This window comes from Candidatus Dormiibacterota bacterium, from assembly GCA_035532035.1.
In the GTDB taxonomy this organism is placed as follows: domain Bacteria; phylum Vulcanimicrobiota; class Vulcanimicrobiia; order Vulcanimicrobiales; family Vulcanimicrobiaceae; genus Tyrphobacter.
Genome location: DATKRS010000011.1, coordinates 98938 through 113722, shown reverse-complemented (window position 1 = coordinate 113722; position 14785 = coordinate 98938). Strand labels below are relative to the sequence as shown.

Genomic DNA, 14785 nt, shown 5'->3' with positions numbered 1-14785 from the left:
GAGAGTCCGGCGCATGCGAGAAGCGGCCGGCCCAGGCTCCTTCGAGGTGCAAAGCGAGCAGTGGTCACTGACGAAATCTTACCCATAGAGGCTATCCGCAGGACCTTCGAACGGTCTGAGAAGCTTGCCCCCGGCGTTTGAGCCCCATGCCTTGTCGGCGCCGAAACCGGCGTGATAGCATACCTAGGCTATGAACGACTATGAGGTCACGTACATTTTGCGTCCCAGTCTCGAGGAGACCGAGATCGACGAGCGCTCGAACGCCATTGCCGAGATCATTCGTGCTCAGGGCGGTCAAGTCGTCTCCGTCGAGAAACTCGGCAAGAAGCGTCTCGCCTACGAGATCGCGGACGCGCGGGAGGGCAGCTACGTGGCGATGCAGTTCAACGCGTCGCCGGCTGCGGCCAAGGAACTGGAGCGCCAGTTGCGATTGCACGAGGACGTCCTGCGAGAGCTCCTGATCCGGCTCGACAAACAAGCCCTGGCACAGATGGCGATCGCTAGGGCCGCCCAGCCCCGGCTGGAGGAGGCAGAGGAGAGCGCTGAGGCCCTTCCCTAAGAGTGCCCACCAGTGGGCATAGATTGGTCCTAGGATCGGACTGCACTAGCACCGTGACACTGCGAAAGAGAGAGAAACATCATGGCAGGATCCTATAACCGGGTGATTTTGGTCGGTAACCTCACGCGCGATCCGGAGATCCGGTACACGCAGTCGGGCAAAGCGGTGACGAAGTTTTCGCTCGCGGTCAACAACCCGCGCAACAAAGAGGAGACGACGTTCGTGGACATCGTGGCGTGGGATCGCCTCGGCGAGACTTGCAACACGTACCTCAAGAAGGGGCAGAACACGCTCGTCGAGGGGCGCCTCGTCATTCGTTCCTACGATGACAAGGATGGCAACAAGCGCAAAGCAACAGAAGTCGTCATCGACAACATGCAGATGCTCGGAAGCCGTCGCGACGGTGGAAGCGGCGGTACGGGTGAGGAGGAGTTCGCTCCCGTCGGTGCGCGCGCAGCGGCAGCCCCGAACGGAACGGGCGACGCCTTCAGCGGCGACGATCTCGACGACGAAATTCCGTTCTAGCGTTCTGATGCTGACTCACCCTAACTATCGAAAACCGGCAGTTAGGTGGAAATGGCTCTAAAAATGTAAATGCCGCGACGGCACCAATTGAGACAAGTGAGACAAGCAAAAACGCCCCGTCAAACGGGGCGTTTTTCGCATCATTGCGGTTGCGATGCAAACAAGTGCGGGTGTCAGATATCGGTCGAGTTTCCACCTAACTGGGCGATAATTCCCATCTAACTCGCCGTCCGCATTTTCCATCGAACTCGATTGGGCGAACGAAAAGGGCCTGGACATTCGATCGTCAAGAAAGCCGATTCGCAAGGAATCGCGATATCCGACGGTCATTCGATAAGAGCAGTAGCGGGATACAACGACGCTGGAGAGCTCGCAGTCGACCGACTTCGAAAAACCCCTTATCTTCGGACCCTAGCTCCCGGGGCAGCGCGCCGCTTTAATGCAGTCTGGGGTTTAGGATTCTGGGATTGGGGAGATGTCGTGCTCTTCTATGAAGCGCGTCCCATCCCAAACAAGTGCCACGTCGCCGGCGATCGCCGCGTGCTTGACAAGATGCGGAGTAAAGGCACCGACGCAGTGGCCGCCGTGTGTGTTGCGCACGCTGTCGAAGTGTAGCCCCGGGATACTTTGCTTCTGTTGGTATCGCCCGAATGTGCGAGCTGCACGATAGTCGTTCGGATCGTATATCTCGGTGGGGACGTCTTTGTCGACCGCGACTCGAATATCGTGGACTTTGCCGGCTACATCGATCGCGAGCTTCTTTTTCCGTGAATCTTGTTTGGGGGCATTGCCGTCGGCGAATATGCGCGCAAGATGATGCGCTGTTTCTCTAACTGCGGTGGTGATCGAATTTGCAGCGTACAATATCCCGTAGGACCCATCGCTGAAGCGGCTCGGGTTTGGAAACTCGAAGGGGCGCATGATGTACCCCTTGATGGTTTCGTCGGATGACGTCCCGCGCGCACGCCCAATGAGGCCGGTGAGCGCTTTCAGTTCATCGGGATTGTCCACGAGCGATTCGACAGCAGTGCTGCGTAGCGGGTATGCGAGACGGATGAACGGTGCATTGAGTGTGACGATCATGCGAATGTCTGCTGCAAATAACGGTGCACGTCGACGAGTGCGGTAAAGCTGCCCGAGAGCATGAGATCGGCGGGTTTCTTCTCTCCGAAGGCTAGGTTGGGCTCCTGAATCCAGCGATCGGCGTAGTCGCTATCGCCAAAGATGGTGTGAAGGGCGTCGTAGATCCCGACGACGTGTCCAATGCGCTCGAGGACGTCTTGATCGAGGGCTGCCGGCGTATTCTCGTACCAGGAGCGAACGGTGCGCGGTTTGCTGCCTAAGAGCGTCGGGAGGTCTTGCCGGTGGAGGTGCCATCGCTCTGCGACGCGCTCGGCAGCTTTGAGGGCCGTAGCAGGTGCGATCGCAAGGGCGGGATCAAGGATGGTTGTCATTGGTTCCTCTGGTGGCTGTTCTGCCATAATATAGCACAACATAGGCGGAATTGCCATGCACCCGTGGCCGGCCGGTCGAGAAGGTTGAGGTCCGCTAGGCTTTGGTCGGGCGTAGACAGCTTATTTACTTTGTATTACAAAGTTAACGATGCGATCCCCGCTAGTGCTCGCCAGTTAGGACGAAATGTGCCTAAAACGTGAGACTAACGCCGTTCTATCGTTCTAGCGTTCTAGGGACAACGCCAAGGAGTGGGCTCGCCTACTGGCCGCAGGCGGCGCCGGTGCCCTCCGTCGTACAGCCGCTAGCTGCCGAAATGTAGCCCATGCCTGACGTCGAGTTCGTGCTTCCTTTTGAGAGCGGATACATTGCGGAGAGCGGCGCAGGCATATGGTGCGCGTTTACCGACTGCGCACCGGCGCCGTGTCGTTGGTCGAGCACCACGGCGACGTACACGAGTTCGCCGAGGAAAACGCCGGAGAAGTCGACGGCGGAGAGCTGCCACGAAATCGTGTCGCCTGTCGGCACGGTCATCGATGAGAAGCCGGCGAGCGTGATGTTCGGAAAGGTATACGTCGACCGCGTCGCTTTGAGGAAACCGTCGGACACGAAAGCGAGATTCCAGCCGTCCTGACCGTTGCCTGAATACCACGGCTGACTTATCAGGTAACCGCTGACGCCGCCGCGCGGAGCGTGCAGACCGTTGAAATCGAGCGTATACTGCGGCTGCGAGGTGACGTCGGGGCCGTTCGCGTTCCACACGTCCGGCATCTCCATGCTCGACGGCAGCGACGCCCCGTATTGCATCGCCTCGACGAGGTTCGTGGATCCTGAGCCGAAAATATACGCTGTTCCGTCAGCGGTGTAGAAATCGTTTGCGCTGACGTCTCCGGCAGCGATTGTCGGATACGTAACCGTCGGGGTGGGGTAAGGAGCGTTTGCGAGGCTGAGCTGGTGCCAGAGGTCGCCGAACGAGACGGTATAGCCCTGCGTCTCGCCAGTCCAGGGCGGATTATTCGTCCAGGACACGGTCTTGTTCGCGCCGACGGCGTCGCCGGCCGAGTATACGATGTTTTGCGTCGCGCCGCTTGCCGTAACGTCGACGTTCGGATACGTCTTGACGGCGAGCACGTTGAGATTCACGTCATATGCAAAGCTGAGGACGTCCTGCGTCGCGACCGGTACGGTCATCGAGTAGCTGCCGCTGGTAGCGTTGGTTGGAGTAGCCTGGTCGTCGACGTCGACGCCGACCGTGTTTGCGATTGCCGTCGCGTCGTACGTTCCCGAAAGGGTCGCGTATTGCGGCAGGCTGCAGGGAATCGGAACCGTGTTGAACTCCTGCGTCGTCGATTGGATGACGGCCGTCGGCTGCCACCCCACTCGTTGCGGGCGAACTCCCGTTCCCCTTTGCGCCGGAAGTATATCGGGACAGGTATAGGCGACGCCGTACGCCGTGCCATTCGTCGTCTCGAACGTCGTCTGGCCCGGTGCGAGCAGCTTCCACGGCGAATGCGGACTCGTCTGGTATGCAACGGTCGCGGATCCCGAGATGACGACTGTCACGATGTTCCCGCCGAAGGGTGGATTGTACGCCGTGCCCGTGCTCGTACACGCTGCGAGTACCGCCGCAGCGACGACGCCGGCCACGATAGAACGGGTCCTCATTGCTCCTCCTCGCACGCAAACGAGGCAATGCTGACGCTAGCACGCCTCACATGAAGGGCGCCTGTTCGCTTATGCACTCGCGCGTCCTGTGCGCCAGCGCGTCCTGCCCGCGGAGGCCGCTTTAACTGCAGACGTTCACTCGTTTACGCGCTCACTTTTTTGCGCGCCGTCCCCCCCACGGGATCGCGCACGTTGCGCCGATGCACCTCCGTGAGGAGCTGTCCTTCAGTGGCGACGACCTCGACGACGCGCCGGGGCGTTGACGACAGCAGCGAGAATGGCTATCTTGTAAGGGATGAGTGGTAAGGAGTTCAAAGCAAGGATTACGAGTAAGAACCAGTTGACGCTGCCCGCCGGCATCAGTGCTCTGTTTCACGTCGGCCCCGGCGACGATCTTCGCTTTGAGGTTCAAGACGACGGCACGGTCACGGTGGCCCCTCCGGCCGTTCGCGAGCGATTGGCCCCGCTCGTCGGCACATGGAGAGCCGGCGAAGGCTTGGAGGCCGCCGAAATTGACACGTGGCTTCGCGACGTCCGAGGTCATGATGACTACGATGACCGCGCTTGACACGAACATCGTGATCGATTTGGGTGCCGGCACCTCGTTGGCCGCCGACGCTGCGTTGCGGGCGATCGAATCAGCGAGCCGAAATAGCGGCGTCGTGATCTGCGCAGCAGTCTATGCGGAGCTGCGTGCGTCGCCGGCCGTTCATCGTAACGACATCGATGAGGTGTTGCGTTTGTCAGGAATTGCGATAGATACTGCGCTCGCGCTCGACGTTTGGGCGCACGCCGGCGTCGCGTTCGGTGCGTACGCTTGCCGGCGCAAGGCATCGGGCGCAGGCATTCCTCGCCGTATCCTCGCTGACTTTCTCATCGGTGCCCATGCCTACGCTGTCGGGAGCCTCGTGACGCGCGACGCCGCGTTTTACCGGCGCGCATTCCCCGAACTACGTGTCGTCGAGGTGCGATGATTGAGACTCAAGAGGCCAGTTGCTCCTCAACTCTTCAACGCGGAGCGCGCGCCAGCCCGGCGTGATCGATCAGCCGCGTGTAACTGCGGCGATCGACCACGAGGAGCATGCTCGCGAGGAAGACGAGCATGAAGACGACCGCGCTGCCGAACGCCATCGGAAAGCCGTAGCGCGTCGCGAGCCACGTCAGGATGAGCGAGTTGAGCGCGCCCATGACGTTGAGCGCACCGTTGTAGATGCCGTAGACGAAACCCGTCGAGGCTTGATTCGGTGAGATGTCGAGAACGTTGACTGCCCAAGCACCGACGGTGACGTTCATGAGGAGCTGTGCCAGCCCGAGAAGAACCGCGGTCTCGCCCGCGAGCGCGGCGCGCGCGCTGAAGAGCGATGCGACGACGCACGCGACCGCGAAGATCATCGGAAGGCACGAGCCGATGCGCCGTGCGGTGAGGCGGTCGAAGCGGCGAACGAGCCAGTCGTTGAATGGGCCGGAGATGATGAAGCCGAGGAAGCCGAGCAACCCGCCGAGGCTCGCCCACGCCGAGCTCTTGAGAATGCTCATGTGGAACGTGTAGTACATGTAGCTCGGCACCCAATACAAAAATGTGAAGAGGATGTAGCCGAACGTCAGATAGACGAACAGCATCCCGAGGCCGGTCCGGCTAAAGATGACGGCTTTGATGCCGGGCCAGTCGGCGCGCTGATGTGCGTGATCGGGATGGTCGCGAACGATGCCGATCCAAAGCGGAAGAAGCAGCAATCCCGCCGCACCGAAGACGATGAACGTCCACTGCCAGCCGAACCTCACGAGAATGAGGCCGGCGAGCAGCGTCCCCACCGCCGGCCCGAGGAACTGGCCGGAGCCCGCCCACGTGTAGAGCGTCGATCGCTCTGAGGGCCGAGCCCATGTATTTGCGCACTTCGCGTTGAGCGGCCAAATCGGCGCCTCACCGGCGCCCATGAGGCCGCGCACGAGGTACCAGGCCGCGAGCGATCCGGCGAACGGCGTGAGAATCGTGAAGACCGACCACCATCCGAGCGTCACCACGAGTCCCCAGCGCAGGCCGAGCCGGTCGACGAGCCAGCCGCCGGGAAAGTTGAAGATTGCATAAACGATCGCCCATGCGAACCCGATCGCTCCGATTTGCTGAAGAGTGAAGCCGAACGTGTGTCGAATCGCCGGAATCGAAACGGAGAAGTTCACCCGGTCCATATAGTTGATGAAGATGCCCGCGAACATCAGTGCAAAGACCAGGTATCTGCGAGACGTCATCGCAGCTCTCTTCTTCATATGAAGCCGACGCCATTCCGCTTCGTATTCATCATCGGCGTCGTCAGCCTCTTCGCCGACATGACGTACGAGGGCGGTCGCAGCATCGCCGGCCCGTTTCTCGCTCACCTCGGTGCGACGGGGTTGATCGTCGGGCTCATCGCCGGCCTTGGAGAGCTCATCGGGTACGGCTTTCGCATCGTCAGCGGAGTCGTGGCGGACCGCACGCGCCGGTATTGGCCGATCACGTTTCTCGGCTACGGGGTCAACGTGCTCAGCGTTCCTGCGCTCGCGCTCGCGCACGCGTGGCCGGCGGCCGGGGCGCTGCTCGTCGGGGAGCGCTTCGGGCGCGGCATTCGCAAACCGGCGGTCTCGGCCATGCTCGCTCATGCCGGCTCGCAGATCGGCCAGGGCTGGGTATTCGGCTTCCACGAGTCGATGGATCAAGCCGGGGCGACGGTCGGCCCGCTGCTCGTCGCGGCGGTGCTTGCATTCCAGGGTGGATTCGCAGGCGCATTCGGCGTGCTCGCGATCCCCGGCGTCCTGGCGCTCCTCGCACTGACGTTCGCGCGCGCGCAGTATCCCTCACCGCGCGATCTCGAGCCGCACCCGGCGCCACGCATCGAGCATTTCGGCCGTGCCTATTGGATCTACGCCGGAGCCGGAGCATGCGTTGCGGCAGGGTTCGCGGATTTCGCACTCGTGTCGTTCCACTTTAGCAAAGCGCACGTCATCGCGAACCACTTCATTCCCATCCTTTATGCCGTCGCGATGCTCGTCGGCGCCGTTGGCGCGCCGTTCTTCGGCCGGTTCTACGACCGCTCCCCGCTTACGACGGTGCTCGGCGCCTTTGCGCTGGCGGCGTTTTTCGCGCCGCTGTGTTTTCTCGGCAACGAGCCGATGGCGATCGCGGGCGTGGTCCTGTGGGGGCTCGGCATGGCCGCCCAGGAGACGCTGCTTCCGTCGATCGTCTCGGGGCTGATTCCGGCCGCGCAGCGTGCGACGGCGCTGGGCACGTTCGACGGCATCTACGGTATCGCGTGGTTCGCCGGCAGTGCGGCGATGGGGGCGCTCTACGATCGCTCGCTGCTCGCGGTCGTGATCTTTTCGGTCGCGTTGCAGATCGCCTCGCTGCCGCTCTTCATCGTCGCGGCGCGCGCCCGCGGGCAGGCGCGGGGCTAATGGCAAAACTCTACTTCCGCTACTCGGCGATGAATGCCGGCAAGTCGACGGCACTCCTGCAGGTCGCGTACAACTACGGAGAGCACGGCCGCCCGGTGTGGATCTTCACGTCGGTTTTGGACGATCGCTACGGCGTGGGAATCATCACGTCTCGTCTCGGTCCGCAGCGCGGCGCGGCAACGTACGACACGACGTTCGATTTCTTCGCCGGCGTCAAGGAGGCAAGCGACGCGGCGTGCATTCTCGTCGACGAAGCGCAGTTTCTCACGGCCGAGCAGGTCCGCCAGCTTCATCGCGCCGCGCACGAGCTGGGGGTGCCCGTGATCTGCTACGGCTTGCGCAGCGATTTTCGCGGCGAGCCGTTTCCCGGCTCCGCGTACCTCTTGACGCTCGCAGATAGCATCGAGGAGCTCAAGACCGTATGTGCGTGCGGGAAGAAGGCGACGATGAACGTGCGGATCGACGCGCAGGGGAAACGCGTCACCGAGGGAGAGCAGATCGGCATCGAAGGGAAGCACCACTACGTTCAAGTCTGCGGGAGCTGTTTCTATCGCGAAGCGTGATCTGCGCGTCGGAGCGTTCCTCCACGCGACGCTTTCGGGCTACGTCGAGGATTTTTCGGCCTGCGATCTGCAGCTCGAGCGCGGCAGCGCCGATCCCGAGATCGTGCACGACGCTCGCGTCGCGGTGCGCCGGTTGCGCTCGGCGTTGCGCACGTTCGAAACCGCGCTCGATCCCGGCTGGGCGCGAAACGTGCGCGAGACGTTGCGCGGATTGAGCGACGAGCTCTCGGAGGCGCGCGACGCCGACGTCATGGTCGAGCGCATGCGCGCGGCGCTCGCCGATATCGACCCCGCCGATCGCCCCAGCGCCGGCGAGATTCTCGCGCTCTTCGAACAACGGCGCCGGGAGGCATACGACCGGATCGCTGCAACGCGGCGCAGCAGAGAGTACGGCGAGGTCATGCGTGCGCTGCAGGGCGCAGCCGAGCCGCCGGTGCTCGCGGCTCGTGCGGCGGATCGGGCGAGGACGCTGATTGTGCCGGTGCTCGAGGACGTCTACAAGCGCTTGCGCAAGCGGGTGCGCCGGTGCGGGCCCGGACCGAGTGACGAAGCGCTGCATGCAGTGCGCATCGCGGCCAAGCATCTGCGCTATGCGCTCGAGGCGCTGGCCCCCATCGACATGTCTCCGCCGCGGCGCGTGGCGAAGTGCGTCGTGCGCCTGCAGGACGTACTTGGCGAAGAGCACGACGCGGCAGGGGCGGCGCGGCGGCTGCGTGAGTTCTCCGCCGATCCGAAACACGCGTTCGCCGCTGGGGCGATCGCCGCCGTCGAGCGGCGCGCCGTCGCGAAGGCGCGCTCCTCGTGGCTGGCCGAGTGGCACGGCGTCGAGCGCTGCATCCGGCGGGAGAGGAGGCGAGCGCCCGCGAGCGTATCCTGAGCGAGAGACTGGAGGCGCTCGTGCGAATCGGGTTCGTAGCAGGGCTGATCGTCGTTTTTGGCACGCTCGCGTTCTCGCGAACGGCTGCCGACACCCCATACCTCCCCACCGCCGTGACGGCGGCGCAGTTGTTGGCAAAAGCGAACGCGGCGGCGGGCACGTTGGCGTCGGGATCGTATCTCGTTATACGCCAGGTGAGCGGAAGCGATTGGAAGATGCTGCGCATGACGCAGATCGTCGGGAACGATTCGGTCACGATCGAGCAAGAAGGCTTGGGTCTGACGCAATCCTGGGGCACGTATCACGGGCAGAACTGGTTTCGCGACGAGAACGGCATCGTGATGCTCGAGAGCGGATTCCACGACACGGCCGATCCGAATTCCTTGGCATGGCAGCACGTCGCCGATCCCCAGTTTCACGTGCGCGTGCTCGGGTTGACGCAAGGCTCGCCGAGCGAGTACGTCGTCGAGGCGAACCCGCCCGGAGGCCAAGACCAGTACGAATACATCAACGCGCAGACGTTTCGGGTCGATCGCGTCGTCACGTTCGAGGTCGATCGACGCCGGCACGTCACGACGTACGCGGATTACCGCACGGCGTTCGGAAAGACCGTTGCATTCGACCTGCACCTCAGCGACGGGGATCCGGCGGACGACGAAGAGGTGCGCACGACGTCGTTCGCGAGCACGCCTACCGTTGATCCGGCCGCCGTCACCATGCCCACCACGACGCCCATGTTTAGCCTGCAGAACGGTCCGGTTCGCTTAGCCGCACGTTTTACGCACGACGACGGCTTCGTCGTCGGCGTGCAGATCAACGGCCAGACGCTCGACTTTACGCTAGACACGGGATCGTCGGAGCTGCTCCTCGATGAAGGGGCGGCGCGCCGGCTGGGTTTGACGATCTCCGGCGGCGAAGCCGTCGCATCCGACGTCACGTTCGGCAACGTCCACGTCCACCGCGTCGCGTTCTCGGTCGCCCCGATGACGCTCAGCTCGGGCCCGCACGCTCACGTGGTCGGACTTCTCGGATGTGATTTTCTCGCGAGCGCCATCGTCGGCTTCGATTTCAAGACGCGGCAAGTAACGCTCAACCCCTGGTCGGGCTTCGATCCGCATGCCCTCGGCGTACGCGCGATGCCGATACAAATGGACGACTGCGTGCCCCGCGTCGGCGCGAGCTTCGAGGGCGTTGCGGGCTCGTTCTTGCTCGATACCGGCGGCTTCGGAACCCTTCTCTACCACCATTACCTCGACAGGCTGCCGCGGGCCGGCGTCGCGCTGCGGACCGGAGAGGCGTCGCCGCAGGATCTCATCTTCGAATCGGTCGCCGGCGACGTGCACAGCCAGATCTACGACGTCCAGAACATGATCTTCGGGCCGCTTGGGTACCGCACCGGGCAAGTGGTCGTTCCGGACAGCAACCAGACCTTCCAGGATCCCGATTACGACGGCATCATCGGGCGCAACGTGCTTAAAGAGTACCTCTTCTATTTGGATTACAACGACGGCTTGCTGTTCATCAAGGACAATACGTAGCGCGAAGGAGAGCCGCCGGACGCGGCGAACAGACGTTCTCCCAACCGTCCCTCAGGGGACATGGCTAGGGTCGCGCGCCCACCGAGCGACGCGACCGCACGATCCACCTAGTCGAAAGGAAGAACGATGCCCGGTAAGCCTAAGCGCGCGACGAAAGAACGCCGCACAAAACGAAAGCCGTGCAGTTTCTGCATCGAGAAGGCGGTCGACGTGAGCTATCGCGACGTCAATCGTCTGCGCAAATACGTCTCCGAACGCGGGAAGATCGTACCGCGGCGCATCTCGGGCAACTGCGCGAAACACCAGCGCATGCTCACGGTCGCGGTAAAGCGTGCGCGCCTCATCGCATTTCTCCCGTTTGTTTCGGAGTGAAGCCCGCTCCATGAAAGTGATACTGCTCGGCGACGTCGCATCGCTCGGGCGCAAAGGCGACGTCGTGGACGTCGCCGAGGGCTACGCGCGCAACTTCCTCTTACCGCGGAGTCTCGCGCAGGAGGCCAGCAAAGGCGCGCTCGCGATGCTCGGCGAGCAGAAGAAAGCGAAGGACAAGCGGGACGCGCAAGTGCTCGCGGACGCGCGCGAGCTCGCGAGCCGAATCGAGGCGGCGACGCTCGCGGTGGCGGCACGTGCGGGCGGAAACGGCAAGCTCTTCGGCGCCGTGACGAATGCGGACGTCGCGGCGGCGATTGCCGCTGCCGTCTCGGTTCCGATCGACAAGCATAAGGTCGAGATCAAGCGTCAGATCAAGAGCCTCGGCTCGTATCCCGTCGAGGTAAAACTGCACAAGAGCGTCGTCGCGAAAACCACGGTCGACGTCGTCGCGTCGTAAGGACGCGGACGTGGAGCATCCGTATCGAGCGCGTCTTCGTCGAAAATACGGCGTCGAAGACGAGCTGAACCGCTACGTAACGGCCCTCTACGAGATGCTCTCGAGCGTCGTCGGCCAGGACAAGCTCGTCCTACGAGCCGGAAAGGTGGGCGCGCTGAAGATGATGCGTTCGTCCAGCCTCCCCGACCGCCTCTGCGCGCTCCAGCGCCTCGTTTTCGAAGACCCTACGGTCGAGCGCGCGACGACGCGAGCGCAGCAGCGCAAGGCAATCGGCGAGATCGAGGAGACGATGGCGAGCCTCATCGCGCAGAAGAGCGTCGAAGACGAGATCGAGCGGCGCGTGAACTCGAAGATGAACGAGCGCCACCACGAGTACCTCAAAGACCTCAAGCTCGAAACGCTTCGCGAGAGCGGAGATCCCGAGACGCCGGCGACGCGCGCGAAGCTCGAGGAACTCAACGCGCTGTCAGGACGCAGCCTCGCCGCCTCCGCGCTCCAGCGCTTGCGGCCGCAGGCGCTGCGCGAGATCGTCGGACAGGAGGCGGCCGTGCAAGCGCTACTCGCAAAGATCAGCTCGCCGTTTCCGCAGCACGTCATCCTCTACGGTCCGCCCGGCGTCGGCAAGACGACGGTGGCGCGCCTCGTGCTCGAGATCTCCAAGGCGCGGCCGAATACGCCGTTCGCAAAGGACGCACCGTTCGTCGAAGCGAGCGGGACGACGCTACGCTGGGACCCGCGCGAGACGACGAACCCGTTGCTCGGCAGCGTCCACGATCCGATCTATCAGGGCAGCCGCCGTGAGTTCGCGGAGTCGGGCATTCCGGAGCCCAAACTCGGGCTCGTCTCGCGCGCGCACGGCGGCGTGCTCTTCATCGACGAGATCGGTGAGATGGACCCGCTGCTGCAAACGCGCCTGCTGAAGGTCCTCGAGGACCGCAAGGTCACCTTCGAGTCGTCCTATTACGACGAGAACGCTCCGAACGTCCCGGAGTTCGTCAAGCGGCTCTTTCGAGAGGGCGCGCCGGCCGATTTTCTTTTGATCGGCGCGACGACGCGCGAGCCGGACGAGATCGATCCCGCGATCCGGTCGCGCTGCGCCGAGATATTCTTCGCGCCGCTGACGCAGGCGCAGATCGTCACCATCGTGCGCGGCGCGATCAAACGCCTCAACGCGAAGGCTGCGCGAGGCGTGGCGCCGCTGATCGCATCGTACACGATCGAGGGTCGCAAGGCGGTACAGATCGTCGCGGATGCGTACGGCCAAGCGCTCTTTCGTCTACCAGCATCGCCCCGTAAGGGGCGCACGCCGGCGGCCAAAGCGCTGACGATCGCCGAAGACGACGTTCGCGCGGTCGTCCAGACGAGCCGCCTGGTACGGCACACGCCCGTCCGCGCGCGCGCCACGCGTGAGGTCGGGAAGAGCTTCGGCCTCGGCGTGCTGCACTATACGGGTAGTCTCATCGAGATCGAGGCGGTCGCGTTCCGTGCGGGGCAGCCCGGCAAAGGCACCGTGCGCTTCAATCAGACGGCGGGCTCGATGGCCAAGGACTCCGTCTTCAACGCGACGAGCGTGCTGCGGGCCGTCACCGGCATCGATACCGGCGATTACGACATTCACATCAACGTCGTCGGCGGCGGCAACATCGACGGGCCTTCGGCGGGTTTGGCGATCTTTCTCGCGCTCTACTCGGCGATTCTCAAGCGGCCGCTTCCGCAGGACGTGGCGATCACGGGCGAGCTCTCCATTCAGGGCAAAGTGCGCGGTGTCGGCGGCGTGATCGAAAAACTCTACGCGGCGCGCCAGGCCGGCATGCGCGTCGCGTTCATCCCGCGAGAGAATCTGCGTGAGATCGACGCCACGCTCGCCGGCATGCGCGTCATACCGCTCGACTCGGTGCAGCAGGTGCTGCGGCGTTTGCATCTCCACAGGCCATCCACAAGGCGGTCCACCGAGCGGCGGCGCAGAGTCGGCACACGATCATGAGCGTTACCAGCCTTTCCGTCGTCGATCGCATTCCGCCGCACAATCTCGAAGCGGAGATGGGCGTCATCGGATCCGTGCTGGTCGATCGCGAGATGATGGCCGTCGTCGGCGAGATCGTCAAGGCCGCGGATTTCTACGCGCACGTGCACGAAGCGATCTTTGGAGCGCTGCAGGATCTCTTCGACCGCGGCGAGCCGATGGACAAGATCGCCCTTGCCGAGGAGCTGCGCCGACGCGACGCGCTCGAACGCGTCGGTGGTCTTCCGTATCTCAACACCCTGATGGACACGGTTCAAACCGCGGCGTCGGCGTCGTATTACGCGAAGATCGTGCGCGAGAAGGCGGTCCTGCGCGCGCTGATTCACGCCGGCACGGAGATCGGGCGGCTCGGGTACGAAGCGGAGGAAGACGTCGAAGGAGCGCTGGACCGCTCGCAGCAGATCGTCTACGATATCAGCGAGCACCGCGGGCACGCGGACTTCACGCCCGTCAAGCACCTCATGAAAGACGCGTTCGATTACATCGACCGCCTTTACCACATGCGCGGCGAGCGCACGGGCCTCACGGCCGGTTTTCGCGACATCGACGAGATGACGACGGGGTTCCAGCCCGGCAATCTCATCCTCATCGCGGCGCGCCCCGGCATGGGCAAGACGTCGTTCGCGCTCAACATGGCGGTTGCGGCTGCGCGCGAGGCCGAGGAACCGGTGGCGTTCTTCTCGCTCGAGATGTCGAACAACGAGCTGCTGCAGCGGTTGATTTGCTCCGAGGCGCGGCTCTCGATGCACGACCTGCGGCGTGGCAACATCAAGACGCACCAATGGGAAGACATCTCGCGCGCGATGGGCGTGCTGAACGATCTCCCGATCTATCTCGACGACTCAGGCGCCCTCACGGTCACCGAGCTTCGCTCGCGCGCGCGGCGTCTGAAAACGACGGGCGGTCTTGCCGCGATCTTCGTCGACTATCTTCAGCTCCTGCGTCCGGGCCAGCTCGCGCGCAACGTCAACCGGAACGAAGAGCTCTCCGACATCTGCCGGACGCTGAAGGTGACGGCGAAGGATCTCGAGGTCCCGATCGTCGCATGCGCTCAGTTGAACCGCGCCGTGGAAACGCGCAACGACAAGCGTCCGCTGCTTGCAGACTTGCGCGACTCCGGGAGTTTGGAGCAAGAATCGGACGTGGTCGCGTTTCTCTATCGCGACGGATACTACAATCCGGAAGGCCCCGATCCGACGGCGACCGAGTTCATCATCGCCAAGCACCGTAACGGGCCAACCGGGACGGTGCGCCTACGCTTCGAGCAGCAGTACACGCTCTTCGTCCCGTACGGCGACGAATCGCGCTACCCCGCGCCGTAAGGCTCG

Annotated in this window: 16 protein-coding genes; 12 read left to right on the top strand and 4 right to left on the bottom strand. The window is 63.4% G+C overall.

What is annotated here, in order from left to right:
* Nucleotides 1-190 precede the first annotated feature (190 nt).
* Both rpsF and ssb read left to right on the top strand, forming a co-directional pair.
* Entirely contained in the window at nt 191-559 is a 369-nt protein-coding gene (gene rpsF, locus VMV82_04420) for a 30S ribosomal protein S6 (GenBank protein ID HUY40794.1), read from the top strand.
* A gap of 81 nt (nt 560-640) precedes the next feature.
* Nucleotides 641-1084, top strand: a complete 444-nt coding sequence (gene ssb / locus VMV82_04415; GenBank protein HUY40793.1) for a single-stranded DNA-binding protein — start codon at nt 641-643, stop codon at nt 1082-1084.
* 453 nt (nt 1085-1537) lie between these two features.
* Here ssb and VMV82_04410 read toward each other — a convergent pair whose 3' ends face one another.
* The 3 genes from VMV82_04410 to VMV82_04400 form a co-directional block, all read right to left on the bottom strand.
* The gene (locus VMV82_04410) at nt 1538-2167 is read right to left on the bottom strand and encodes an RES family NAD+ phosphorylase (GenBank protein ID HUY40792.1); all 630 of its coding nucleotides are present in this window, start codon (nt 2165-2167) and stop codon (nt 1538-1540) included.
* Nucleotides 2164-2538: an antitoxin Xre/MbcA/ParS toxin-binding domain-containing protein gene (locus VMV82_04405; GenBank protein ID HUY40791.1), complete on the bottom strand. Its 375-nt coding sequence runs from the start codon at nt 2536-2538 to the stop codon at nt 2164-2166. The genes VMV82_04410 and VMV82_04405 overlap by 4 nt, the downstream gene beginning before the upstream one ends.
* 259 nt (nt 2539-2797) lie before the next feature.
* A complete protein-coding gene (locus VMV82_04400) occupies nt 2798-4201 on the bottom strand; it encodes a hypothetical protein (GenBank protein ID HUY40790.1) in 1404 nt (467 codons plus the stop codon).
* 295 nt (nt 4202-4496) lie between these two features.
* Here VMV82_04400 and VMV82_04395 point away from each other — a divergent pair, with 295 nt between their 5' ends.
* Nucleotides 4497-4769, top strand: a complete 273-nt coding sequence (locus tag VMV82_04395; protein HUY40789.1) for an AbrB/MazE/SpoVT family DNA-binding domain-containing protein — start codon at nt 4497-4499, stop codon at nt 4767-4769.
* Entirely contained in the window at nt 4756-5175 is a 420-nt protein-coding gene (locus VMV82_04390) for a PIN domain-containing protein (protein ID HUY40788.1), read from the top strand. The genes VMV82_04395 and VMV82_04390 overlap by 14 nt, the downstream gene beginning before the upstream one ends.
* Nucleotides 5176-5209: 34 nt before the next feature.
* Here VMV82_04390 and VMV82_04385 read toward each other — a convergent pair whose 3' ends face one another.
* Entirely contained in the window at nt 5210-6448 is a 1239-nt protein-coding gene (locus tag VMV82_04385) for an MFS transporter (GenBank protein HUY40787.1), read from the bottom strand.
* An 18-nt stretch (nt 6449-6466) separates the two neighbouring features.
* Here VMV82_04385 and VMV82_04380 point away from each other — a divergent pair, with 18 nt between their 5' ends.
* The 8 genes from VMV82_04380 to dnaB all read left to right on the top strand — a co-directional run bounded on the left by VMV82_04380 (nt 6467) and on the right by dnaB (nt 14779).
* Entirely contained in the window at nt 6467-7627 is a 1161-nt protein-coding gene (locus VMV82_04380) for an MFS transporter (protein ID HUY40786.1), read from the top strand.
* Entirely contained in the window at nt 7627-8190 is a 564-nt protein-coding gene (locus tag VMV82_04375) for a thymidine kinase (GenBank protein HUY40785.1), read from the top strand. The genes VMV82_04380 and VMV82_04375 overlap by 1 nt, the downstream gene beginning before the upstream one ends.
* Nucleotides 8177-9067, top strand: coding sequence for a CHAD domain-containing protein (locus VMV82_04370; GenBank protein HUY40784.1), 891 nt, complete (start codon nt 8177-8179; stop codon nt 9065-9067). The genes VMV82_04375 and VMV82_04370 overlap by 14 nt, the downstream gene beginning before the upstream one ends.
* On the top strand, nt 8992-10605 hold the full coding sequence (locus tag VMV82_04365) for a retropepsin-like aspartic protease (GenBank protein HUY40783.1): 1614 nt from the start codon (nt 8992-8994) through the stop codon (nt 10603-10605). The genes VMV82_04370 and VMV82_04365 overlap by 76 nt, the downstream gene beginning before the upstream one ends.
* A 126-nt stretch (nt 10606-10731) precedes the next feature.
* Entirely contained in the window at nt 10732-10977 is a 246-nt protein-coding gene (gene rpsR / locus VMV82_04360) for a 30S ribosomal protein S18 (protein ID HUY40782.1), read from the top strand.
* Between the two features lie 10 nt (nt 10978-10987).
* Entirely contained in the window at nt 10988-11434 is a 447-nt protein-coding gene (rplI, locus tag VMV82_04355; protein ID HUY40781.1) for a 50S ribosomal protein L9, read from the top strand.
* Between the two features lie 10 nt (nt 11435-11444).
* Nucleotides 11445-13418, top strand: a complete 1974-nt coding sequence (lonC, locus tag VMV82_04350; protein ID HUY40780.1) for a Lon family ATP-dependent protease — start codon at nt 11445-11447, stop codon at nt 13416-13418.
* A complete protein-coding gene (gene dnaB / locus VMV82_04345) occupies nt 13415-14779 on the top strand; it encodes a replicative DNA helicase (GenBank protein ID HUY40779.1) in 1365 nt (454 codons plus the stop codon). The genes lonC and dnaB overlap by 4 nt, the downstream gene beginning before the upstream one ends.
* The last annotated feature ends 6 nt before the right edge of the window (nt 14780-14785 follow it).